The organism is Pseudomonas sp. zfem004, assembly GCF_032621715.1.
Lineage (GTDB): Bacteria > Pseudomonadota > Gammaproteobacteria > Pseudomonadales > Pseudomonadaceae > Aquipseudomonas > Aquipseudomonas sichuanensis.
Genome location: NZ_JAVYJF010000028.1, coordinates 48,129 through 63,525, shown reverse-complemented (window position 1 = coordinate 63,525; position 15,397 = coordinate 48,129). Strand labels below are relative to the sequence as shown.

15 protein-coding genes and 2 pseudogenes are annotated in these 15,397 nt (G+C 64.1%); 5 read left to right on the top strand and 12 right to left on the bottom strand.

Going from position 1 to position 15,397, the window contains the following annotated elements; all coding sequences use genetic code 11:
- Positions 1-99, top strand: a 99-nt coding sequence (locus tag RTH46_RS23425) for an IS3 family transposase (protein ID WP_316906750.1), incomplete at its 5' end; no start/stop codon positions are given.
- Positions 100-151: 52 nt separating this feature from the next.
- A complete protein-coding gene (locus tag RTH46_RS23420; protein WP_410478595.1) occupies positions 152-235 on the top strand; it encodes an IS3 family transposase in 84 nt (27 codons plus the stop codon).
- 81 nt (positions 236-316) lie between these two features.
- On the opposite strand, the pseudogene RTH46_RS26445 reads toward RTH46_RS23420, so the two are convergent.
- Together RTH46_RS26445 and RTH46_RS26440 are read right to left on the bottom strand one after the other, a co-directional pair.
- Positions 317-718: pseudogene (locus RTH46_RS26445) on the bottom strand (methyl-accepting chemotaxis protein); the annotation flags it as partial.
- A gap of 144 nt (positions 719-862) precedes the next feature.
- Positions 863-1,543 (bottom strand): annotated as a pseudogene (locus RTH46_RS26440) (PAS domain-containing protein); the annotation flags it as partial.
- A gap of 266 nt (positions 1,544-1,809) precedes the next feature.
- Between RTH46_RS26440 and RTH46_RS23410 the strand changes: the two are divergent.
- On the top strand, positions 1,810-3,027 hold the full coding sequence (locus RTH46_RS23410; protein WP_316906748.1) for a glycosyltransferase family 1 protein: 1,218 nt from the start codon (positions 1,810-1,812) through the stop codon (positions 3,025-3,027).
- Here the strand turns inward: RTH46_RS23410 and RTH46_RS23405 are convergent.
- The 3 genes from RTH46_RS23405 to RTH46_RS23395 form a co-directional block, all read right to left on the bottom strand.
- Complete coding sequence (locus RTH46_RS23405) at positions 2,996-4,099, bottom strand: NADH:flavin oxidoreductase (RefSeq protein ID WP_316906747.1); 1,104 nt, start codon at positions 4,097-4,099, stop codon at positions 2,996-2,998. The genes RTH46_RS23410 and RTH46_RS23405 overlap by 32 nt on opposite strands.
- Before the next feature lie 253 nt (positions 4,100-4,352).
- Positions 4,353-4,835 (bottom strand): glutathione peroxidase, encoded by a 483-nt coding sequence (locus tag RTH46_RS23400; RefSeq protein WP_110994814.1) that lies wholly within the window; start codon positions 4,833-4,835, stop codon positions 4,353-4,355.
- A 138-nt stretch (positions 4,836-4,973) separates the two neighbouring features.
- Entirely contained in the window at positions 4,974-5,459 is a 486-nt protein-coding gene (locus RTH46_RS23395) for a peptidylprolyl isomerase (RefSeq protein WP_125465500.1), read from the bottom strand.
- Between RTH46_RS23395 and RTH46_RS23390 the strand changes: the two genes are divergently transcribed.
- Together RTH46_RS23390 and pta are read left to right on the top strand one after the other, a co-directional pair.
- A complete protein-coding gene (locus RTH46_RS23390; protein WP_153787049.1) occupies positions 5,458-5,760 on the top strand; it encodes a DUF3565 domain-containing protein in 303 nt (100 codons plus the stop codon). The genes RTH46_RS23395 and RTH46_RS23390 overlap by 2 nt on opposite strands.
- A gap of 32 nt (positions 5,761-5,792) precedes the next feature.
- Complete coding sequence (gene pta, locus RTH46_RS23385; protein ID WP_153787050.1) at positions 5,793-7,883, top strand: phosphate acetyltransferase; 2,091 nt, start codon at positions 5,793-5,795, stop codon at positions 7,881-7,883.
- Positions 7,884-7,966: 83 nt separating this feature from the next.
- Here pta and RTH46_RS23380 read toward each other — a convergent pair whose 3' ends face one another.
- The 7 genes from RTH46_RS23380 to RTH46_RS23350 all read right to left on the bottom strand — a co-directional run bounded on the left by RTH46_RS23380 (position 7,967) and on the right by RTH46_RS23350 (position 15,391).
- Entirely contained in the window at positions 7,967-8,686 is a 720-nt protein-coding gene (locus RTH46_RS23380) for an OmpA family protein (protein WP_153787051.1), read from the bottom strand.
- Between the two features lie 95 nt (positions 8,687-8,781).
- Positions 8,782-9,426 carry an MBL fold metallo-hydrolase gene (locus tag RTH46_RS23375; RefSeq protein WP_110994809.1) on the bottom strand — a complete coding sequence of 215 codons (645 nt, stop codon included), beginning with the start codon at positions 9,424-9,426 and terminating at the stop codon, positions 8,782-8,784.
- Between the two features lie 19 nt (positions 9,427-9,445).
- Complete coding sequence (locus RTH46_RS23370; protein ID WP_153787052.1) at positions 9,446-9,793, bottom strand: type II toxin-antitoxin system ChpB family toxin; 348 nt, start codon at positions 9,791-9,793, stop codon at positions 9,446-9,448.
- Entirely contained in the window at positions 9,790-10,068 is a 279-nt protein-coding gene (locus RTH46_RS23365; protein WP_153787053.1) for an AbrB/MazE/SpoVT family DNA-binding domain-containing protein, read from the bottom strand. Before RTH46_RS23365 ends, RTH46_RS23370 begins: the two co-directional genes overlap by 4 nt.
- Positions 10,069-10,214: 146 nt before the next feature.
- A complete protein-coding gene (locus RTH46_RS23360; RefSeq protein ID WP_153787054.1) occupies positions 10,215-10,907 on the bottom strand; it encodes a sensor histidine kinase in 693 nt (230 codons plus the stop codon).
- Positions 10,904-12,511 (bottom strand): response regulator, encoded by a 1,608-nt coding sequence (locus RTH46_RS23355; protein ID WP_316906746.1) that lies wholly within the window; start codon positions 12,509-12,511, stop codon positions 10,904-10,906. The genes RTH46_RS23360 and RTH46_RS23355 overlap by 4 nt, the downstream gene beginning before the upstream one ends.
- A 162-nt stretch (positions 12,512-12,673) precedes the next feature.
- Positions 12,674-15,391 carry a LuxR C-terminal-related transcriptional regulator gene (locus tag RTH46_RS23350; RefSeq protein WP_153787055.1) on the bottom strand — a complete coding sequence of 906 codons (2,718 nt, stop codon included), beginning with the start codon at positions 15,389-15,391 and terminating at the stop codon, positions 12,674-12,676.
- Positions 15,392-15,397 lie beyond the last annotated feature (6 nt).

Genomic DNA, 15,397 nt, shown 5'->3' with positions numbered 1-15,397 from the left:
GGTCTGGACGAGTACATCCGCTACTACAACCATGACCGCATAAAGCAGAAACTGAACGGCCTGAGCCCTGTCGAGTACAGGGCCCAGGCCGCCAGCTAATCTGTCCAACTTTTTGGGGGCAGTCCAATCTGTGGGAGCCGGCTTGCCGGCGATGMGCTACTACAACCATGACCGCATAAAGCAGAAACTGAACGGCCTGAGCCCTGTCGAGTACAGGGCCCAGGCCGCCAGCTAATCTGTCCAACTTTTTGGGGGCAGTCCAATCTGTGGGAGCCGGCTTGCCGGCGATGAGGCCATTGCAGGTGATGCGAATGGATCAGTGACTCAACTGGCTGGAGAACTGCCCCACCGCATCCACCACTTTCTTCGCCCCTTCCTGAATCTCCACGATCACCCCGCCGGTATCGGCTGCCAGGGCCAGGCCCTGTTCGGCCTGGCGCTTGCTGGTGTCGATGATGTCCACCGCCGCCTGGGCCAGTTGCTCGTTCTGCTGCACCACCTTGGCGATTTCTTCGGTGGCGCTGCTGGTACGCGAAGCCAGCTGGCGCACTTCGTCGGCGACCACGGCAAAACCACGGCCCTGCTCGCCGGCGCGGGCGGCCTCGATGGCCGCGTTGAGCGCCAGCAGGTTGGTCTGGCCGGCGATGTCGCTGATGGTCTTGATGATCGCGCCGATCACCTTGGACTGCTTGTCCAGCGCCTGGATGCCGTCGGCGGCGTCCTGCATCGAGCCTTCCAGCCCGCGCATCACATCCACGGTCTGGGTCACCACGTCGGTGGCCTTGCGCGCGCAGTTGTCGGTTTCCAGCGAGGTGTTGTAGGCGATGTCCGCCGCCTGGGCCACCGCCAGCTCCTGGTTGACCTGGTCGGTGATCACCGTGGCGAACTTGACCACTTTGTAGAGCACGTCGTGGGCGTCGATGATCGGGTTGTACGAAGCTTCCAGCCACACCGTGCGGCCATGGGCGTCGACGCGCTTGAAGCGGTCGGCAACGAACTCGCCGCGGCGCAGCTTTTCCCAGAATGCCTTGTACTCCGGCGAGTTTGCCTCTTCCGGATCGCAGAATATGCGGTGATGCTTGCCACGCACCTGCTCCAGGCTGTAACCCATGCCCTGCAGGAAGCGGTCGTTGGCGGTCAGCACCTGGCCGTCGAGGTTGAATTCGATCACGGCGGTGGAGCGCATCAACGCCTTGATCAGGCTTTCATGTTCACGGGACGTTTCGATGGTGCGGGTCAGGTCGCTGGAGTGCAGGGTGAAGTACTTGATCTGTCCGCCGCTGTTCTTCACCGGCTGCAAAATCGAGCGCAGCCAGGCTTCTTCACCGTTGCCGCGCAGCAGGCGGAATGCGCCGTTCAGATGCTCGCCATGGGTGATGGCGGTTTTCATGCGCTGGTAGAAATCGAGCTTCTTGACGTGGGCCGGCACGATGTCTTCGATGTTGCGCCCGATCAGTTGCTCGGCGCGGTAGAACATCTCGGTCTCGAAGTTGCCGTTGACCGTCTCGATGCGCCCCTGGGGATCGAGCTGGAGTACCAGCATCTCGCTGTCGAGGCTGTTCTTGACCTGTTCGATGGACATCAGCTCTTCGCGCAGCTGCTGGATTTCTTGCTTCAGTTTGCTGTTGAACATCACCGCTCTCCCGGAGCGCACACCATAGTCGAATGCATCTTCATCGGCCGCGCCCCAAGGATTCTTGAGCGGTTGACGGGAATAATTCATCTGCGCGAGACGCCGAAAATCAGGCGTCATACAGACGTCACAAAGCCGTCACATACCCGCAACGGGTGCGGCGGACACTTTTGCTCATGAATACACCGCCCCTGCGCATCACCCTGGTCAGCGAAACCTTCCCACCGGAGATCAACGGTGTGGCCAATACCCTTGGCCGCCTCGATGCCGGGCTGCGCCAGCGGGGCCATCAGGTAGAGGTGATCCGCCCGCGCCAGGCGAGCGACGACGAGCCCGGTACGGAGGGTGAGCTGCTGCTGTGCCGTGGCTGGCCATTGCCGGGTTACCCCGGGCTGCAGTGGGGCGAAGTGTCGATGCACAAGTTGCTGCGGCGCTGGCGCCGCCAGCGCCCGGATGTGCTGTACGTCGCCACCGAGGGCCCGCTGGGCCTGAGCGCCCTGCGCGCGGCGCGGCGCCTGGGCATTTCGGTGGTCAGTGGTTTTCATACCAATTTCCCGCAGTACTCGGGCCAGTATGGCCTGGGCCTGCTGACGCGGTTGCTCACCCATTACCTGCGCTGGTTCCACCGGCGCACCGCCATCACCCTGGTACCCAGCGCCAGCCAGCGCCTGGCACTGGAGCGACGTGGCTTCGAAAACCTGGGCCTGATGGCGCGGGGTGTCGATGCCTGCCTGTTCAACCCGGCGCGGCGCAGCCAGGCCCTGCGCGAACAGTGGGGGTTGGCGGCCGATGACATTGCCGTGGTGCATGTCGGGCGCCTGGCTGCGGAAAAGAATCTCGCCCTGCTGCGCCCTGCCCTGGACACCCTGCAAGCACGTTATCCACAGCGTCGACTGCGCCTGATCATGGTGGGTGACGGGCCGCAGCGCGCCATCCTTGAGCAGCAGTTACCGAATGCCCTGTTCTGCGGTGCGCAACGCGGCGAACAACTGGCCGAACATTACGCCAGCGGCGACCTGTTCCTGTTCCCGAGCCTGACCGAGACCTTTGGCAACGTGGTGCTCGAGGCGATGGCCTCCGGGTTGGCGGTGGTTGCCTACGATGAGGCCGCCGCCGCCCAGCACATCCGCCATGGCCACAGCGGCGCCCTGGCCATGCCGGGTGACCAGGCAGCGTTCATCGATGCCGCCTGCTGGCTGCTGGAAGAAAACGAAACCTTGCGCAGGGTGCGCCTCAACGCCCGCCAGCATGCCAGCCGCCAGGGCTGGCCGGCGATCGTCGAGCAGTTCGAAGGGTACCTGCGCGACGCCTGCCGTGCCGGCGCGCTCGTGAGCGAGCAGGCGCCAGCCCATGCCGTGGCGATCAAGCCAGGGTCGTCAGCGCCTCGCGGCTGAACGGCAGCACATCCGCCTCGCGCCCTTCACGCACTTTCTGCGCCCACTGCGGATCTACCAGCAGGGCGCGGCCCACCGCCACCAGGTCGAATTCCTCGGCTTGCAACCTGCGCAGCAGCCCTTCCAGGCTGGCCGGTTTGGCCACCTTGTCGGTATCGACCATGAACTGCAGGAACTCGCCGTCCAGGCCAACACTGCCCACGGTGATGGTCGGTTTGCCGGTGAGTTGGCGGGTCCAGCCGGCCAGGTTCAGCTCGCTGCCATCGAACTCCGGCTCCCAGAAGCGCCGGGTGGAGCAATGGAAGATATCCACACCCGCCTCGGACAGCGGCTCGAGGAACGCCGCCAGGGCCTCTGGGGTTTGCACCAGGCGCGCGCTGTAGTCCTGCTGCTTCCACTGGGAGAAGCGGAAGATGATCGGGAAGTCCGGCCCCACCGCAGCACGCACGGCCTGGATCAGTTCGATGGCAAAGCGTGAACGCCCGGCCAGGTCACCGCCATATTCGTCATCGCGGCGGTTGCTGGCTTCCCAGAAGAACTGATCGATCAGGTAACCATGGGCGCCGTGGATCTCGACGCCGTCCATGCCGATGGCCTGGGCATCACGGGCAGCCTGGGCGAAGGCGGCAATCACCTCGCGGATGTCGTCATGGCTCATGCCATGGACCACGACCTTGCCGTCCTTGTCCTTGCCGCTCGGGCCGTGGCCCGGCACGCTGGCATCCGGCTCGGTGCCCAGCCGGCGCACGCTGCCCACGTGCCACAGCTGCGGCACGATCCGCCCGCCTTCGGCATGCACGGCTTCGACCACGCGCTTCCAGCCGGCCAGCGCATCTTCGCCATGAAAGCGTGGAACGTTGGGGTAGCCGTTGGCGGCTTTGTGGCCAACCGTGGTGCCTTCGGTGATGATCAGGCCGACACCGGCAGCGGCACGGCGACGGTAGTACTCGACCACGCCGTCATGGGGTACGCCACCGGGGCAGAAGGTACGGGTCATCGGTGCCATGACCACACGGGTCGGCAGGTCGAGGGTGCCAAGGGTGAAAGACTGGAACAGAGGGTTGCTGGACATGCGGCGCTCCCGACGGGTGAGGAAATGCGCCTGAGCTTAGGGGTAGCGGGTGGGTGGGCACAGCATTATTGATCGGGGTGATTGGCAGGTATCCCAGATGAGCGCGGGGCAGGCTGAGATCTCACCGAACTGCACAGCGCTTGCTGATTCGCGCGAACCTGTGGGAGCGGCTTTAGCCGCGAACACCGGCATGGCCGGTGCCATGCACCGCGTTGCCTGCTTCGCGGTTAAAGCCGCTCCCACAGGGTGCAAATCAGGCCAAGGCCTTCTCGATCGCCTGCACGACAGTTGGATCGTCCGGCGCGGTACGCGGCGCGAAACGCGCCAGCACGCGACCATCCTTGCCCACCAGGAACTTCTCGAAGTTCCAGGTGATATCGCCAGGAAACTCGGCGCCCTCGCCGGCCAGCAACCGATACAGGGCATGACGCTCCGAGCCGTTGACGTCGAGCTTTTCGCTCAGCGGGAAGCTCACGCCATAGTTGCGGCTGCAGAACGCCTGGATCTCGTCCGCGCTGCCTGGCTCCTGGCCGGCAAACTGGTTGCACGGCAGCCCCAGCACGTTGAAACCCTTGCCCTTGAACTGCTGCTGGAGTTTCTCAAGCGACGCGTATTGCGGCGTAAGCCCACACTTGGAGGCGACATTGACCACCAGCACCACCTGGCCCTTGAACGGGGCAAGGGGCAGGTCTTCGCCGTTCAGCGCCTTCAACGTCAGGTCGTGAAATACACTCATGTTGATCCCCTCTCAGGTTCCCGGTTGTCGCTGGGGCGAATTGCGCCCACTAAAAAGGCGCGCAGCCAAACCGTCCACTCCCTGAGGATGTCCGGCTTGCCCGAGCGCCTGGCGACTCTCTGAGCTTAGCGCAGAAAATCAGTGGTGATGGCCACCTTCACCGTGGATATGACGGTGAGCGATTTCTTCTTCGCTGGCGTCACGCACGTCAACAACCTTGACCTGGAAGTTCAGGCGCTGGCCGGCCAGCGGGTGGTTGCCGTCGACGGTCACGTCGTCGCCGTCGATGTCGCGGATGGTGACGATCTGCATCTGGCCGTCCGGCGCCGAAGCGTGGAACTGCATGCCGACTTCCAGTTGGTCCACGCCTTCGAAGAGGCTGCTGCTCAGGGTGCTGACCAGTTCAGCCGAGTATTCGCCGTAGGCTTCTTCGGGTTCGATGGCAACGGTCAGCTCGTCGCCGGCCTGCTTGCCTTCCAGGGCTTTTTCCAGGCCTGGGATGATGTTGCCGGCACCGTGCAGGTAAACCAGCGGCGCACCGCCGGCAGAGCTGTCGATGGTCTCACCGGCGTCGTTGGTCAGGGTATAGTCGATGGAGACAGCCTTGTTGGCGGCGATCAGCATGGGGCAGGACCTTTTGCAAAAGAATGTAGAGCGGGGAAGTGTAACCAAGGCACCGTCCGATTGCGAACCGACCATGGACGAAGGGAGGCCCGTCAGTCTGATCACTGGCTTCCATCAGGACGAGGAAGGCCACTGGGTGGTCGAGCTTTCCTGCGGCCACACCCAGCACTTGCGTCACCAGCCGCCCTGGCAGGCGCGGCCCTGGGTGCTCGAGCCCGGCGAGCGCGAACGCCGCATCGGCCAGGTATTCCACTGTGGCTGGTGCGCCCAGGGTGCGGTTAGCGATACCCTTGGCCGTTGATTTCCTTGCACCGCTTATTTCGAGAAGCACGCATGCAGACATTTTTCATTGCGCCGACCGACTTCGGTGTCGGCCTCACCTCCATCAGCCTGGGCCTGATCCGCACCCTGGAGCGCGCCGGGCTCAAGGTCGGCTTCTTCAAGCCGATTGCCCAGCCGCACCCCGGCGACACCGGCCCGGAGCGCTCTACCGAGCTGGTTGCCCGCACCCATGGCATCAAGCCGCCCCTGCCACTGAGCCTTGGCCATGTGGAGCGCATGCTGGGGGACGGCCAACTGGACGAACTGCTCGAAGAAATCATCCGCCTTTACCAGCAAGCCTGTGTGGGCAAGGACGTGGTGGTGGTCGAAGGTATGGTGCCGACCCGCCACGCCAGCTACGCGGCCCGGGTCAACCTGCACCTAGCCAAGAGCCTGGATGCCGAGGTGATCCTGGTGTCGGCGCCCGAGAACGAGGTGCTCAGCGAGCTGTCCGGGCGTGTCGAACTGCAGGCCCAGTTGTACGGCGGCCCGCGGGACCCGAAAGTGCTCGGGGTGATCCTCAACAAGGTGCGCACCGACGAAAGCATGGCCGACTTCGCCACGCGGCTGCGCGAGCACTCACCGCTGTTGCGCGGCAACGATTTCCGCCTGCTCGGCTGCATTCCCTACCAGCCTGACCTGAATGCACCGCGCACCCGCGACGTCGCCGAGCTGCTCGGCGCTCAGGTGCTCAATGCCGGTGACTACGACCAGCGGCGCATGAACAAGATCATCATCTGCGCCCGCACCGTGGCCAACACCGTGCCGCTGCTCACTTCGGGCACCCTGGTGGTGACGCCGGGCGATCGCGACGACATCATCCTCGCGGTGAGCCTGGCGGCGATCAATGGCGTGCCCCTGGCCGGCCTGTTGCTGACCAGCGACAGCAAGCCCGACCCACGCATCCTGGAGCTGTGCCGCGGCGCACTGCAGGCCGGCCTGCCGATCCTTTCGGTCAGCACCGGTTCCTATGACACCGCCAATCAGCTCAACTCGCTGAACCGCGAGATCCCGGTGGACGACCGCGAGCGCGCCGAGTTCATCACCGACTTCGTCGCCAGCCAGCTCGATGCCGCCTGGCTGCACCAGCGCTGTGGCACGCCGCGCGAGCTGCGTCTGTCGCCGGCGGTGTTCCGCTACCAACTGATCCAGCGTGCCCAGCAGGCCAACAAGCGCATCGTCCTGCCCGAAGGCGCCGAGCCCTTGCTGGTGCAAGCCGCCGCCCTGTGCCAGGCACGCGGTATCGCCCGTTGCGTGCTGCTGGCCAAGCCCGAAGCGGTGCAAGCCGTGGCGCGTGCCCAGGGCATCAGCCTGCCGCCCGATCTGGAAGTGCTCGACCCCGACCTGATCCGTGCCCGCTACGTCGAACCTATGGTCGATTTGCGCAAGAGCAAGAACCTCAACGCGCCGATGGCCGAGCAGCAGCTGGAAGACCCGGTGGTGATCGCGACCATGATGCTGGCCCTGGGTGAGGTCGACGGACTGGTCTCTGGCCTGGTGCATTCGACCGCCAACACCATCCGCCCGGCCTTGCAGCTGATCAAGACCGCGCCGGGTGCAAGCCTGGTGTCGTCGGTGTTCTTCATGCTGTTCCCGGACCAGGTGCTGGTGTATGGCGACTGCGTGATGAACCCGCATCCCAGCGCCGCCGAACTGGCCGAAATTGCCCGGCAGAGCGCCGAGTCTGCCGAGTCGTTCGGTATCGCGCCACGGGTGGCGATGCTCAGCTACTCCAGCGACTCGGCCGCCAGTGACGAGGAAGTGGAAAAAGTACGCGAGGCCACGCGGCTGGCGCAGCAGGCCGAGCACGACCTGCTGATCGACGGCCCCTTGCAGTATGACGCTGCCGCCAACCCCGAGATCGCCCGCCAGCTGGCCCCCGCAAGCCCTGTGGCAGGGCGCGCCACGGTGTTCGTGTTCCCCGACCTGAACACCGGCAACACCACCCATAAAGCGGTGCAGCGCAGTGCCGACTGCGTGAGCCTCGGGCCGATGCTGCAAGGGTTGCGCAAGCCGGTCAACGACCTGCCGCGCGGGGCACAGGTGGATGACATCGTGCACACCATTGCGCTGACGGCGATCCAGGCCAGCACCGTGCGCTGATAAAAAGCATCGCGGGGCAAGCCCGCTCCCACGTTAAGTCGTGGGAGCGGGCTTGCCCCGCGATCTATTTCAGCTGTGGAGCGTTACGGGTACTGCTGCACGGTACCCTGCTGGTCATACTGCTGGCCCGGAATCGGCTTCAGGTTGACCTCAACCCGACGGTTCTGCGCACGGCCATTGGCATCGGCATTGCTGGCGATCGGCTGGTCAGGGCCCATGCCACGCACCGTCACCCGCGATGCATCGACACCTTGCGAGGTCAGGTAGCTGCTGACGGCCTGGGCGCGGCGCTGCGACAGGTCCATGTTGTGCTGACGGCTGCCGGTGCTGTCGGTGAAACCGACCACTTCGATGGTGTTCTGGTTGAACTGCTTGAACGAACCGGCGAGGTTGTTCAGCGGCGAGTAGAAACTTGGGGCGATGTTCGCCGAATCGGTGGCGAAGGTGATGTTGCCCGGCATGATCAGCTTGATCTGGTCACCCTGACGCTGCACTTCGACGCCCGTGTTGGCCATTTGCGCACGCAGCGCGGCCTCTTGCTTGTCGGCGTAGTAACCGTAGCCAGCGGCGGCGGCGCCCACTGCGGCGGCGCCGATCAGCGCACCCTTGCCGCGGTTGTTGTGATCGATGGCGGCACCGGCAATGGCGCCGGCCAGCGCGCCCAGGCCACCGTACTTGGCAGTTTTGCTCATCCCTGTTGAGCCTTGCGCCTGGCCTTGGTTGTCATACGGGTTGGGGCTGGCACAACCGGACATCAGGGCAGCGGCGGTAGCGACGATAATCAGACGACGCATGGTGAACATGGACAAGCTCCTACTGAAATTCAAAAGTGCAGCGGATCACTCGCGGATCTGTGCCAGCCTTGGATTGCAGCAAAGCGGAAAAATTCCATGCAACCTCAGGCACGCACGAACGGGTTTTCGCGCATTTCGTCGCCGAGTCGGGTTTCCGGGCCATGGCCAGTCACCACGATGGCATCTTCATCGAGGCGGTACAGTCGTTCCTTGATGGAACGAACGATAGTCCGCTGGTCACCACCCCACAAATCGGTGCGGCCGACACCACGGCGGAACAGGGTGTCGCCGGCAATCAGCAGTTTCTGCTCGGCGAACCAGAAGCTCATCGAGCCCGGGCTATGCCCTGGCGTGTGCAGGGCCACGCCACAACCACAGGCCAGTTCCTCGTCGTCGCTCAGCCAGCGGTCCGGTGCAGGCACGGGCGTGTAGGGCATGCCGAACATCTGGCATTGCATCTCGAGGTTGTCCCACAACGGCTGGTCATCCTTGTGCAGGTGCAAGGTGGCGCCGGTCAGTTCCTTGAGCCTGCCCGAGGCAAGGAAGTGATCGAAGTGGGCGTGGGTGTGGATGATGCTCACCAGGGTCAGGCCATGGTGCTGCAGACGGGCGAGGATCTTCTGCTCGTCACCGCCCGGGTCGACGACGATGGCCTTCTTGCTGAGCGGGTCGCCGATCAGCGTGCAGTTGCACTGCAAGGGGCCGACGGGGAAGGTTTCGCGGATGAGCGCTACGGATGGTTTTTCCATGACAGGACACTGCACACAATTAATCGAAGAGGGTTTGAACACGCGCCAGGGCGTCCAGGATCACGGCCTCGGGAACGGATTCGATGCGCTTGGCACCCCTCGCTTCGAGGTCTACCGTGCGTAGCTGATTGCACAGCATCACACCTTGCGTCTGGGTACCGGCGCCGCTCAGGGTAACTGCAAAACCTGCGTGCCGGGAGAAATCCCCACCTTGTGAAATCGGCACGATCACCGCGAGCCCTGAGGTATTGAACATGGCGGGCGTCAGCACCAGCGCAGGACGCGCAGCGCCTTGCTGTTCTATACCGACCGTGGGATCCAGGTTGATCCGGACGATATCACCCCTGTCGAACCTGGCCCGCCTCAAGCCTCACGCCCCACCGGACGCATTGCGTTCCAGTCGGCCATATCTGCGGGTTCCGGGGCTGTCAGGTCACATTGCGCCATCAACTCTTCGAGCCTGTACTCGGGCTTCGATCTGACGGGTTTGAGCACCAGAGTCTCACCGGAAGTATCCAGGCTCAGGGTCGAGCCCACGCTCAGGTGCATTTGCTTGAGAATCGTCGCAGGCAGACGAATCGCTGCGCTGTTGCCCCATTGCTGAATCTTGATCTGCATAAGTATCTCCCAAGGTAGATACATAGTAGAAACCCTCCCGACGATGGCAAGTGAAATGTAGAAACGGCGTATCTACATTGTCATCCGCTCGACGCCGATGAAAGCCCATGTGCTGCTTGAGAGACATCTCTCACATGACCTTGGGATGCAGCCTCAGCAATCAGCAATATTCAGGGCAGATACAACCTGAACAACCCGCCCCCCAGCGCCCCGCCGTTGGCGATCTCGATCCGCCCATGCACGCCATTGCGCTCATGCAGTGCGGCGATGCGCGCAGCGAAGTACAAGCCCAGCCCGGTGCTGCCGCTCTGCTGATCGATACCCTGCACGTAATCCTGCTGGCGCTCGAGCATGCGCTGTGGATAACCGGCGCCATCGTCGTTGACGCTGATCACCAGCTGCTCGCCCTCCTCCTCGATGCCGATCAGCAACGTGTGGCCGGCATAGCGGATGGCGTTGGTCAGCACGTTGGCCAGCACCGATGCCACCAGTTCACGGTCGAAGAAACCCAGCGGGCTCTCGGTGTCGATACGCCAGGTGGCGAGGATGTCGCGATGCTTGAGCACCTCCTCGTGCGCGGCCAGTTGCGACTCGATGAAGTCGTCCAGCTCATGGTAGTCCGGGCACACCGGGAGCTGGTTCACCCCAAGTTTGTACAGGCCCAGCATCTGCACCAGCATGCCGTTGAGGTGACGAAACTCGTGCTCCATCACGCCCTGCTCGGCACCGCCCTGCAGCGCCTCGGGCAAGCGCGCCAGCCACTGGTTGTGCGCCTGGATCAACGCCGACAGCGAGTTCTTCAGGTCGTGCACGGTGGAGGCGATCACCGTGGAGAAATCCAGCCCCTGGTTGTCGTGGTTCATGCGCCAAAGACCCGGATGTGCAGTTTGCGGTAGCGGTCGTAGCGGCTGTCGCTGGCAGGGATGCCGGCCACGCTGGTGAGGCAGCTGCGACACTCCTCCATCAATGCCGGTGGCGGTGTCTCGCCACCGATGCGCAGCAGCGCCTGGGCGGTGTTGAGGGCGATGCTGATGTTCTTCGGCTGCAGCGACAGCGCCTTGCGGAACATGCCCAGCGCCTCGCTGAGCTGCCCGCCCTGGTAGCTGCGCACGCCTTGACGGTTAAGGTCGACCGCTTCGGTCACAGCGCCGAGCACCACCGGGTCATCGGTAAGCTTGGCCACGCTCTGCATCACCTTGGGGTCGTCGCCGTAGGTTTCCACGCATCCTTTGAGAATCGAAGTGCCCGCCGCGTCCTGGCCCAGCTGCTGCAGTTGCTTGGCCACGGTCAGCGCCGCCTCGACCGAGAAGAACTGCTCCATCTTCTCCAGCCGTTGCATGGCCTGTTCGGTGAGCTTGGCGGCTGTTTCCGCATCGCCCGCCTGTTGCAGGCTCGCCGCCTTCATCAACCGCGCCCGCACTTGCAGGCCCTGGTCCTCGACGTTTTCCTTGGCCACTTCACTGAGCACGCTGTTGATCTCGACCCGGGTTCGCGCGTCGAGACCGTTGCCGGCATTCTTGTTCATCAATGCCTGGGCCAGCCCCAGGTTGGTTTCGGCGCTCTTGTAGCGCGAACTCTGGCCTTGGCTGACCGCATGCCGAAACGCTTTCGAAGCGCCCTCGAAGTCGGCATTGTCCAGCGCCAGCTTGCCCAGCGCCGCTTGCCGGCGCACCGCCAGTGGCGACAGGCGTACCGCTTCCTCAAGCATGTGCTGGGCACGCCGGCTCTCGCCCTGGGCCACCAGCACCTCGGCCATGCCGTCATACAGGCTGGGCATGATCGGGAAGGCTTTGAGCGCCTGTTCGTATACACCCTGCGCCTGGGCATGCTGGCCGCGCTTGTACAGCAGGCTGCCCAGCGCCGCGTAGACCCAGGGTTGCGGGCGGCTGGCGAGAATGCCTTTAAGGAACTTTTCCAGTTCGTCGAAGCGGTTGAGATCGCGCAGTGCATCGGCACGATAGCGCAGGCACAGCGGCGCAAAGCGTGGGTCCTGCTTGCACAGCTCGGCACAGGCCGTCAGCACTTCAGCCGGACGACCACGGTCAAGGGCCTGGAGAATCGGTTTGAGCAGGGTCTTGCGCTGAACCAGCTTTTCAAGGCGCTGGGCCAGGCCTACGCGGTTGAATGGCTTGGTCAGGTAAGCGTCAGGTTCGTGCTCGATGGCGCTCAGAACGATGGCCTGGCTGCTTTCAGCGGTGACCATGATGAACACGCACTCATGGCTGATCAGCTTGTCGAGAATCAGGTCTTCAAGCACCTGCTGGCCGTTCTTCTTGCCGTCGCCCAGGTGAAAGTCCTGCAACACGAAGTCATAGCGCTTTTGCCCGCACATGCGCAGCGCCTGCTCGCCACTGTCGGCGGTGTCCACGTCGCGAGCACCCAGTTCGCGCAACATGGAGCGTGTCGACGTGCGAAAGTCGGTGAAGTCGTCGACGATCAGAAAGCTTTTTTGCCCGTACTGCAGCATCAACACGACCCGTAAAAGGAAGAAGGGAAATTGGCGCGTGGCAATGCAAGACGCCGAACTGTGTATCGGCAGCTTCTGCACAAAGATGAGTGGGGAAAAAGCAGTGCGCCAGGGTAGCTAGTGGCCACCATCTTAACGACCGGCGTGCATCTGGGCCAGCCTTCAGGCCAGCATGCCCAGAGACTTGGCCCTGGCGACGGCTTGCGTGCGCCGCTCTACCCCAAGCTTGCTGTTGATATGGCTGGCGTGGGTCTTGACCGTATGCAGCGAAATGAACAGCCGCTCGCTGATCTGCTGGTTCGAGCAGCCCTGGGCAATCAGCTCCAGCACCGCGAGTTCGCGCGCACTCAAGGCTTCAGAGGCCCCATTGGCGGTGCTCAGCGCCTCGGGCAAGCGCGCAAGCAGCTCCGCCTGGGCCGGGCAGGCAGCCCTGAGCTCTAGTTGATCGCGCAACCACTGCGGATGCTCCTCGACAAGCCGCGCGAAGGCCTGCAGCGCGCCCCCTTGGGCAGCCTCCATGGCATGCGCCAGGCGCTTGCAGGCTTCGGGCTCACGGCCTTCGGCCAGCAACAGCTCGATCAGCTGGCACAACGCACTGACCACCAGTGTCATGCCGCCATTGGCCTGGCCACGCTCGACCAGTGCCTGCAAGCGCGACTCGGCCTCTCGCGGGCGCTGCAGCACACGATCGAGCAGCGCCTGTTGCAGCTCGATGTGCAAGGGTAGCAACGGGTGAAACTCTGGCGCTGCGGCGGGCTGCTTGCCGCCGTAGGTCTGGCCCAGGCGCAGCAGCCAGGATTCGGCAAGGTCGGTGCGCCCCTGGGCGATCCAGAGCTCGCACTTCACCAGCGTAATCATGGCCAGGTAGAAGATCGGCGGAACATCCCAGATGTGCATCAGCCGCTCCGCCTCGGCCAGCTCCGAGAACGCCTCGGTGAAACGCCCTTCACGCCCCTCGAGCGAAGCGATCACGCAGTGGCCGATCAGCACGCTGATATCTCGGCAGGTGCGCGCTTCGCTGAGCCCCGCACGCAAGCGTGCGCGCCCCTGGCCAGGCTGCAGGCTGGCCGCAAGCAGATAGCCTTCGTACAAGGTGAGCCGGGCCCGCACGGCATACAGCCGCTGCCCCGACAACCCTTGCAGCCGCTGCAAGCCCTGACGCACTTCATCCAGCGCACGCCGCACTTCGCCACGGGCATGCAGCACACGTGCACGGTCGTAATGCGCCAACGCCTCGAACAACGGGTTGCCGACACGCTGGGCCAACTCGAGCGCCTCGCGATTCCAGCCTCGCGCCCGCCAGAAATCACCATCGGCGATGGCCAGGTTGGACAGCGTGGACAGACACACCAGGCGTTGCCCGTAACGCTTGCGAGGCAAGCTGCGCAGTGCTTGCGTACAGTAAGCCAGGGTGCGCTCGCGATCGCCGCGGCCGCGGGCGATCACCCCGCTGAGCGCCAGCCACTGGGCCAGCATCGACTTCTGCGCCGTGGCCGACGGTGCCGGCAAGAAGCGGCTCAGATACCCTGCGAGCTCTTCGGCCGCGTCCAGCTGGCAAGCCAGCCCCAAGGCCCAGCTGTACAGCACGATCAGCCGGGGCGTGCTGATCAGCAGGCTGTCAGGCAGGTCCATTTTCCAGCGCAGCAGCATGCCGACGTTCTGCTCGGCCAGCAGTTGCTCCTCCGACAAGCTCTGCACCAGGTCCGCCGCCACGTCGAGATGCCCGGCACGCAATGCCTGCTCTACCGCCTCATCCAGCAGCCCCTGGCCCTCGAACCAACGACAGGCACGCAAGTGCAGGCTCGCCAGCGGCTCGCTGGCCTGCCGACTGCGCAGCAGGTCGGAGAACAGGTGGTGGTAACGGAACCAGCGCCCATGCTCGTCGAGCGGTACCAGAAACACCTGATGGGCCTGCAGATAGCTCAGCACCTGCGCACCGTCCTCACGCTCGCGCAACGCGTCGCACAGCTCGGCGCAAAAGCGCTCCTGGCAAGCGGTGTCGTAGAGAAATGCCTGCACCGGCGCGGGCAGCATATCGATGACTTCCTCGAGCAGGTAGTCACGGATCAAGCCTTCGCCACCGTGCAACGCCTGCGGCAAGGCATGCTCATCACCCGACTCGCTGGCCGCCAGTTGCCAGAAACGCAGCCCGGCCACCCAACCGTCACTGCGCTGGATCAGGTTATCGAGCGCCTGGCCACGCAAGCCGGTGGGTTGGCGACCAATCACCGCGAGGGCTTCATCAGGCGTCAGGCGCAAGTCCTGCTCGTTGAGTTCGACCAGTTGGCGCGACAGCCGCAAGCGCGCCAGGTGCCAGTCTGGCCGCTGCCGGCTGGTGACCAGCAGCACCAACCCGGCAGGCAGATGATTGAGGAAAAACTGCAGACAGCGATCGAGTACTGCCCCTTGGGCGAGGTGGTAGTCGTCCAGGACCAGCAACAGGGGGGTATCGGGCTGCAGATAGAGCGCAAGCTCGTCGAGCAAGCCATCGAGCCACTCTTCAAAGGCAAAGGGTTGGTGGCGCTGGCGCATTTTCAGCAGCCCCAGGGCTTGGCCTCCCAAGGCCGGGCAGAACTGCTGCAGCCCTTCAAGCAAGCGCTCGAGGAAGCGACCAGGGTCGGCGTCGCGCTGGCTCAGGCCCAGCCAGAGGCTGCGCCAATGGCCAGGCAGCTCCTGGCAGAACTCGATGGCAAGCGAACTCTTGCCGAAGCCTGCTGGCGCGTTGACCAACAGCAAGCGCCCATCCAGCCCCGCCTGCAGGCGCTGGCACAGGCGGGCTCTCGGTACGTGGGCGTCGGGCAGGGGTGGCCTGAAGAAACGCCCGTCCAGCAGGCCCAAGGCCTGGCTGGCGACTCCATGCATACGGGACAGGTCTGTCATGGCCGG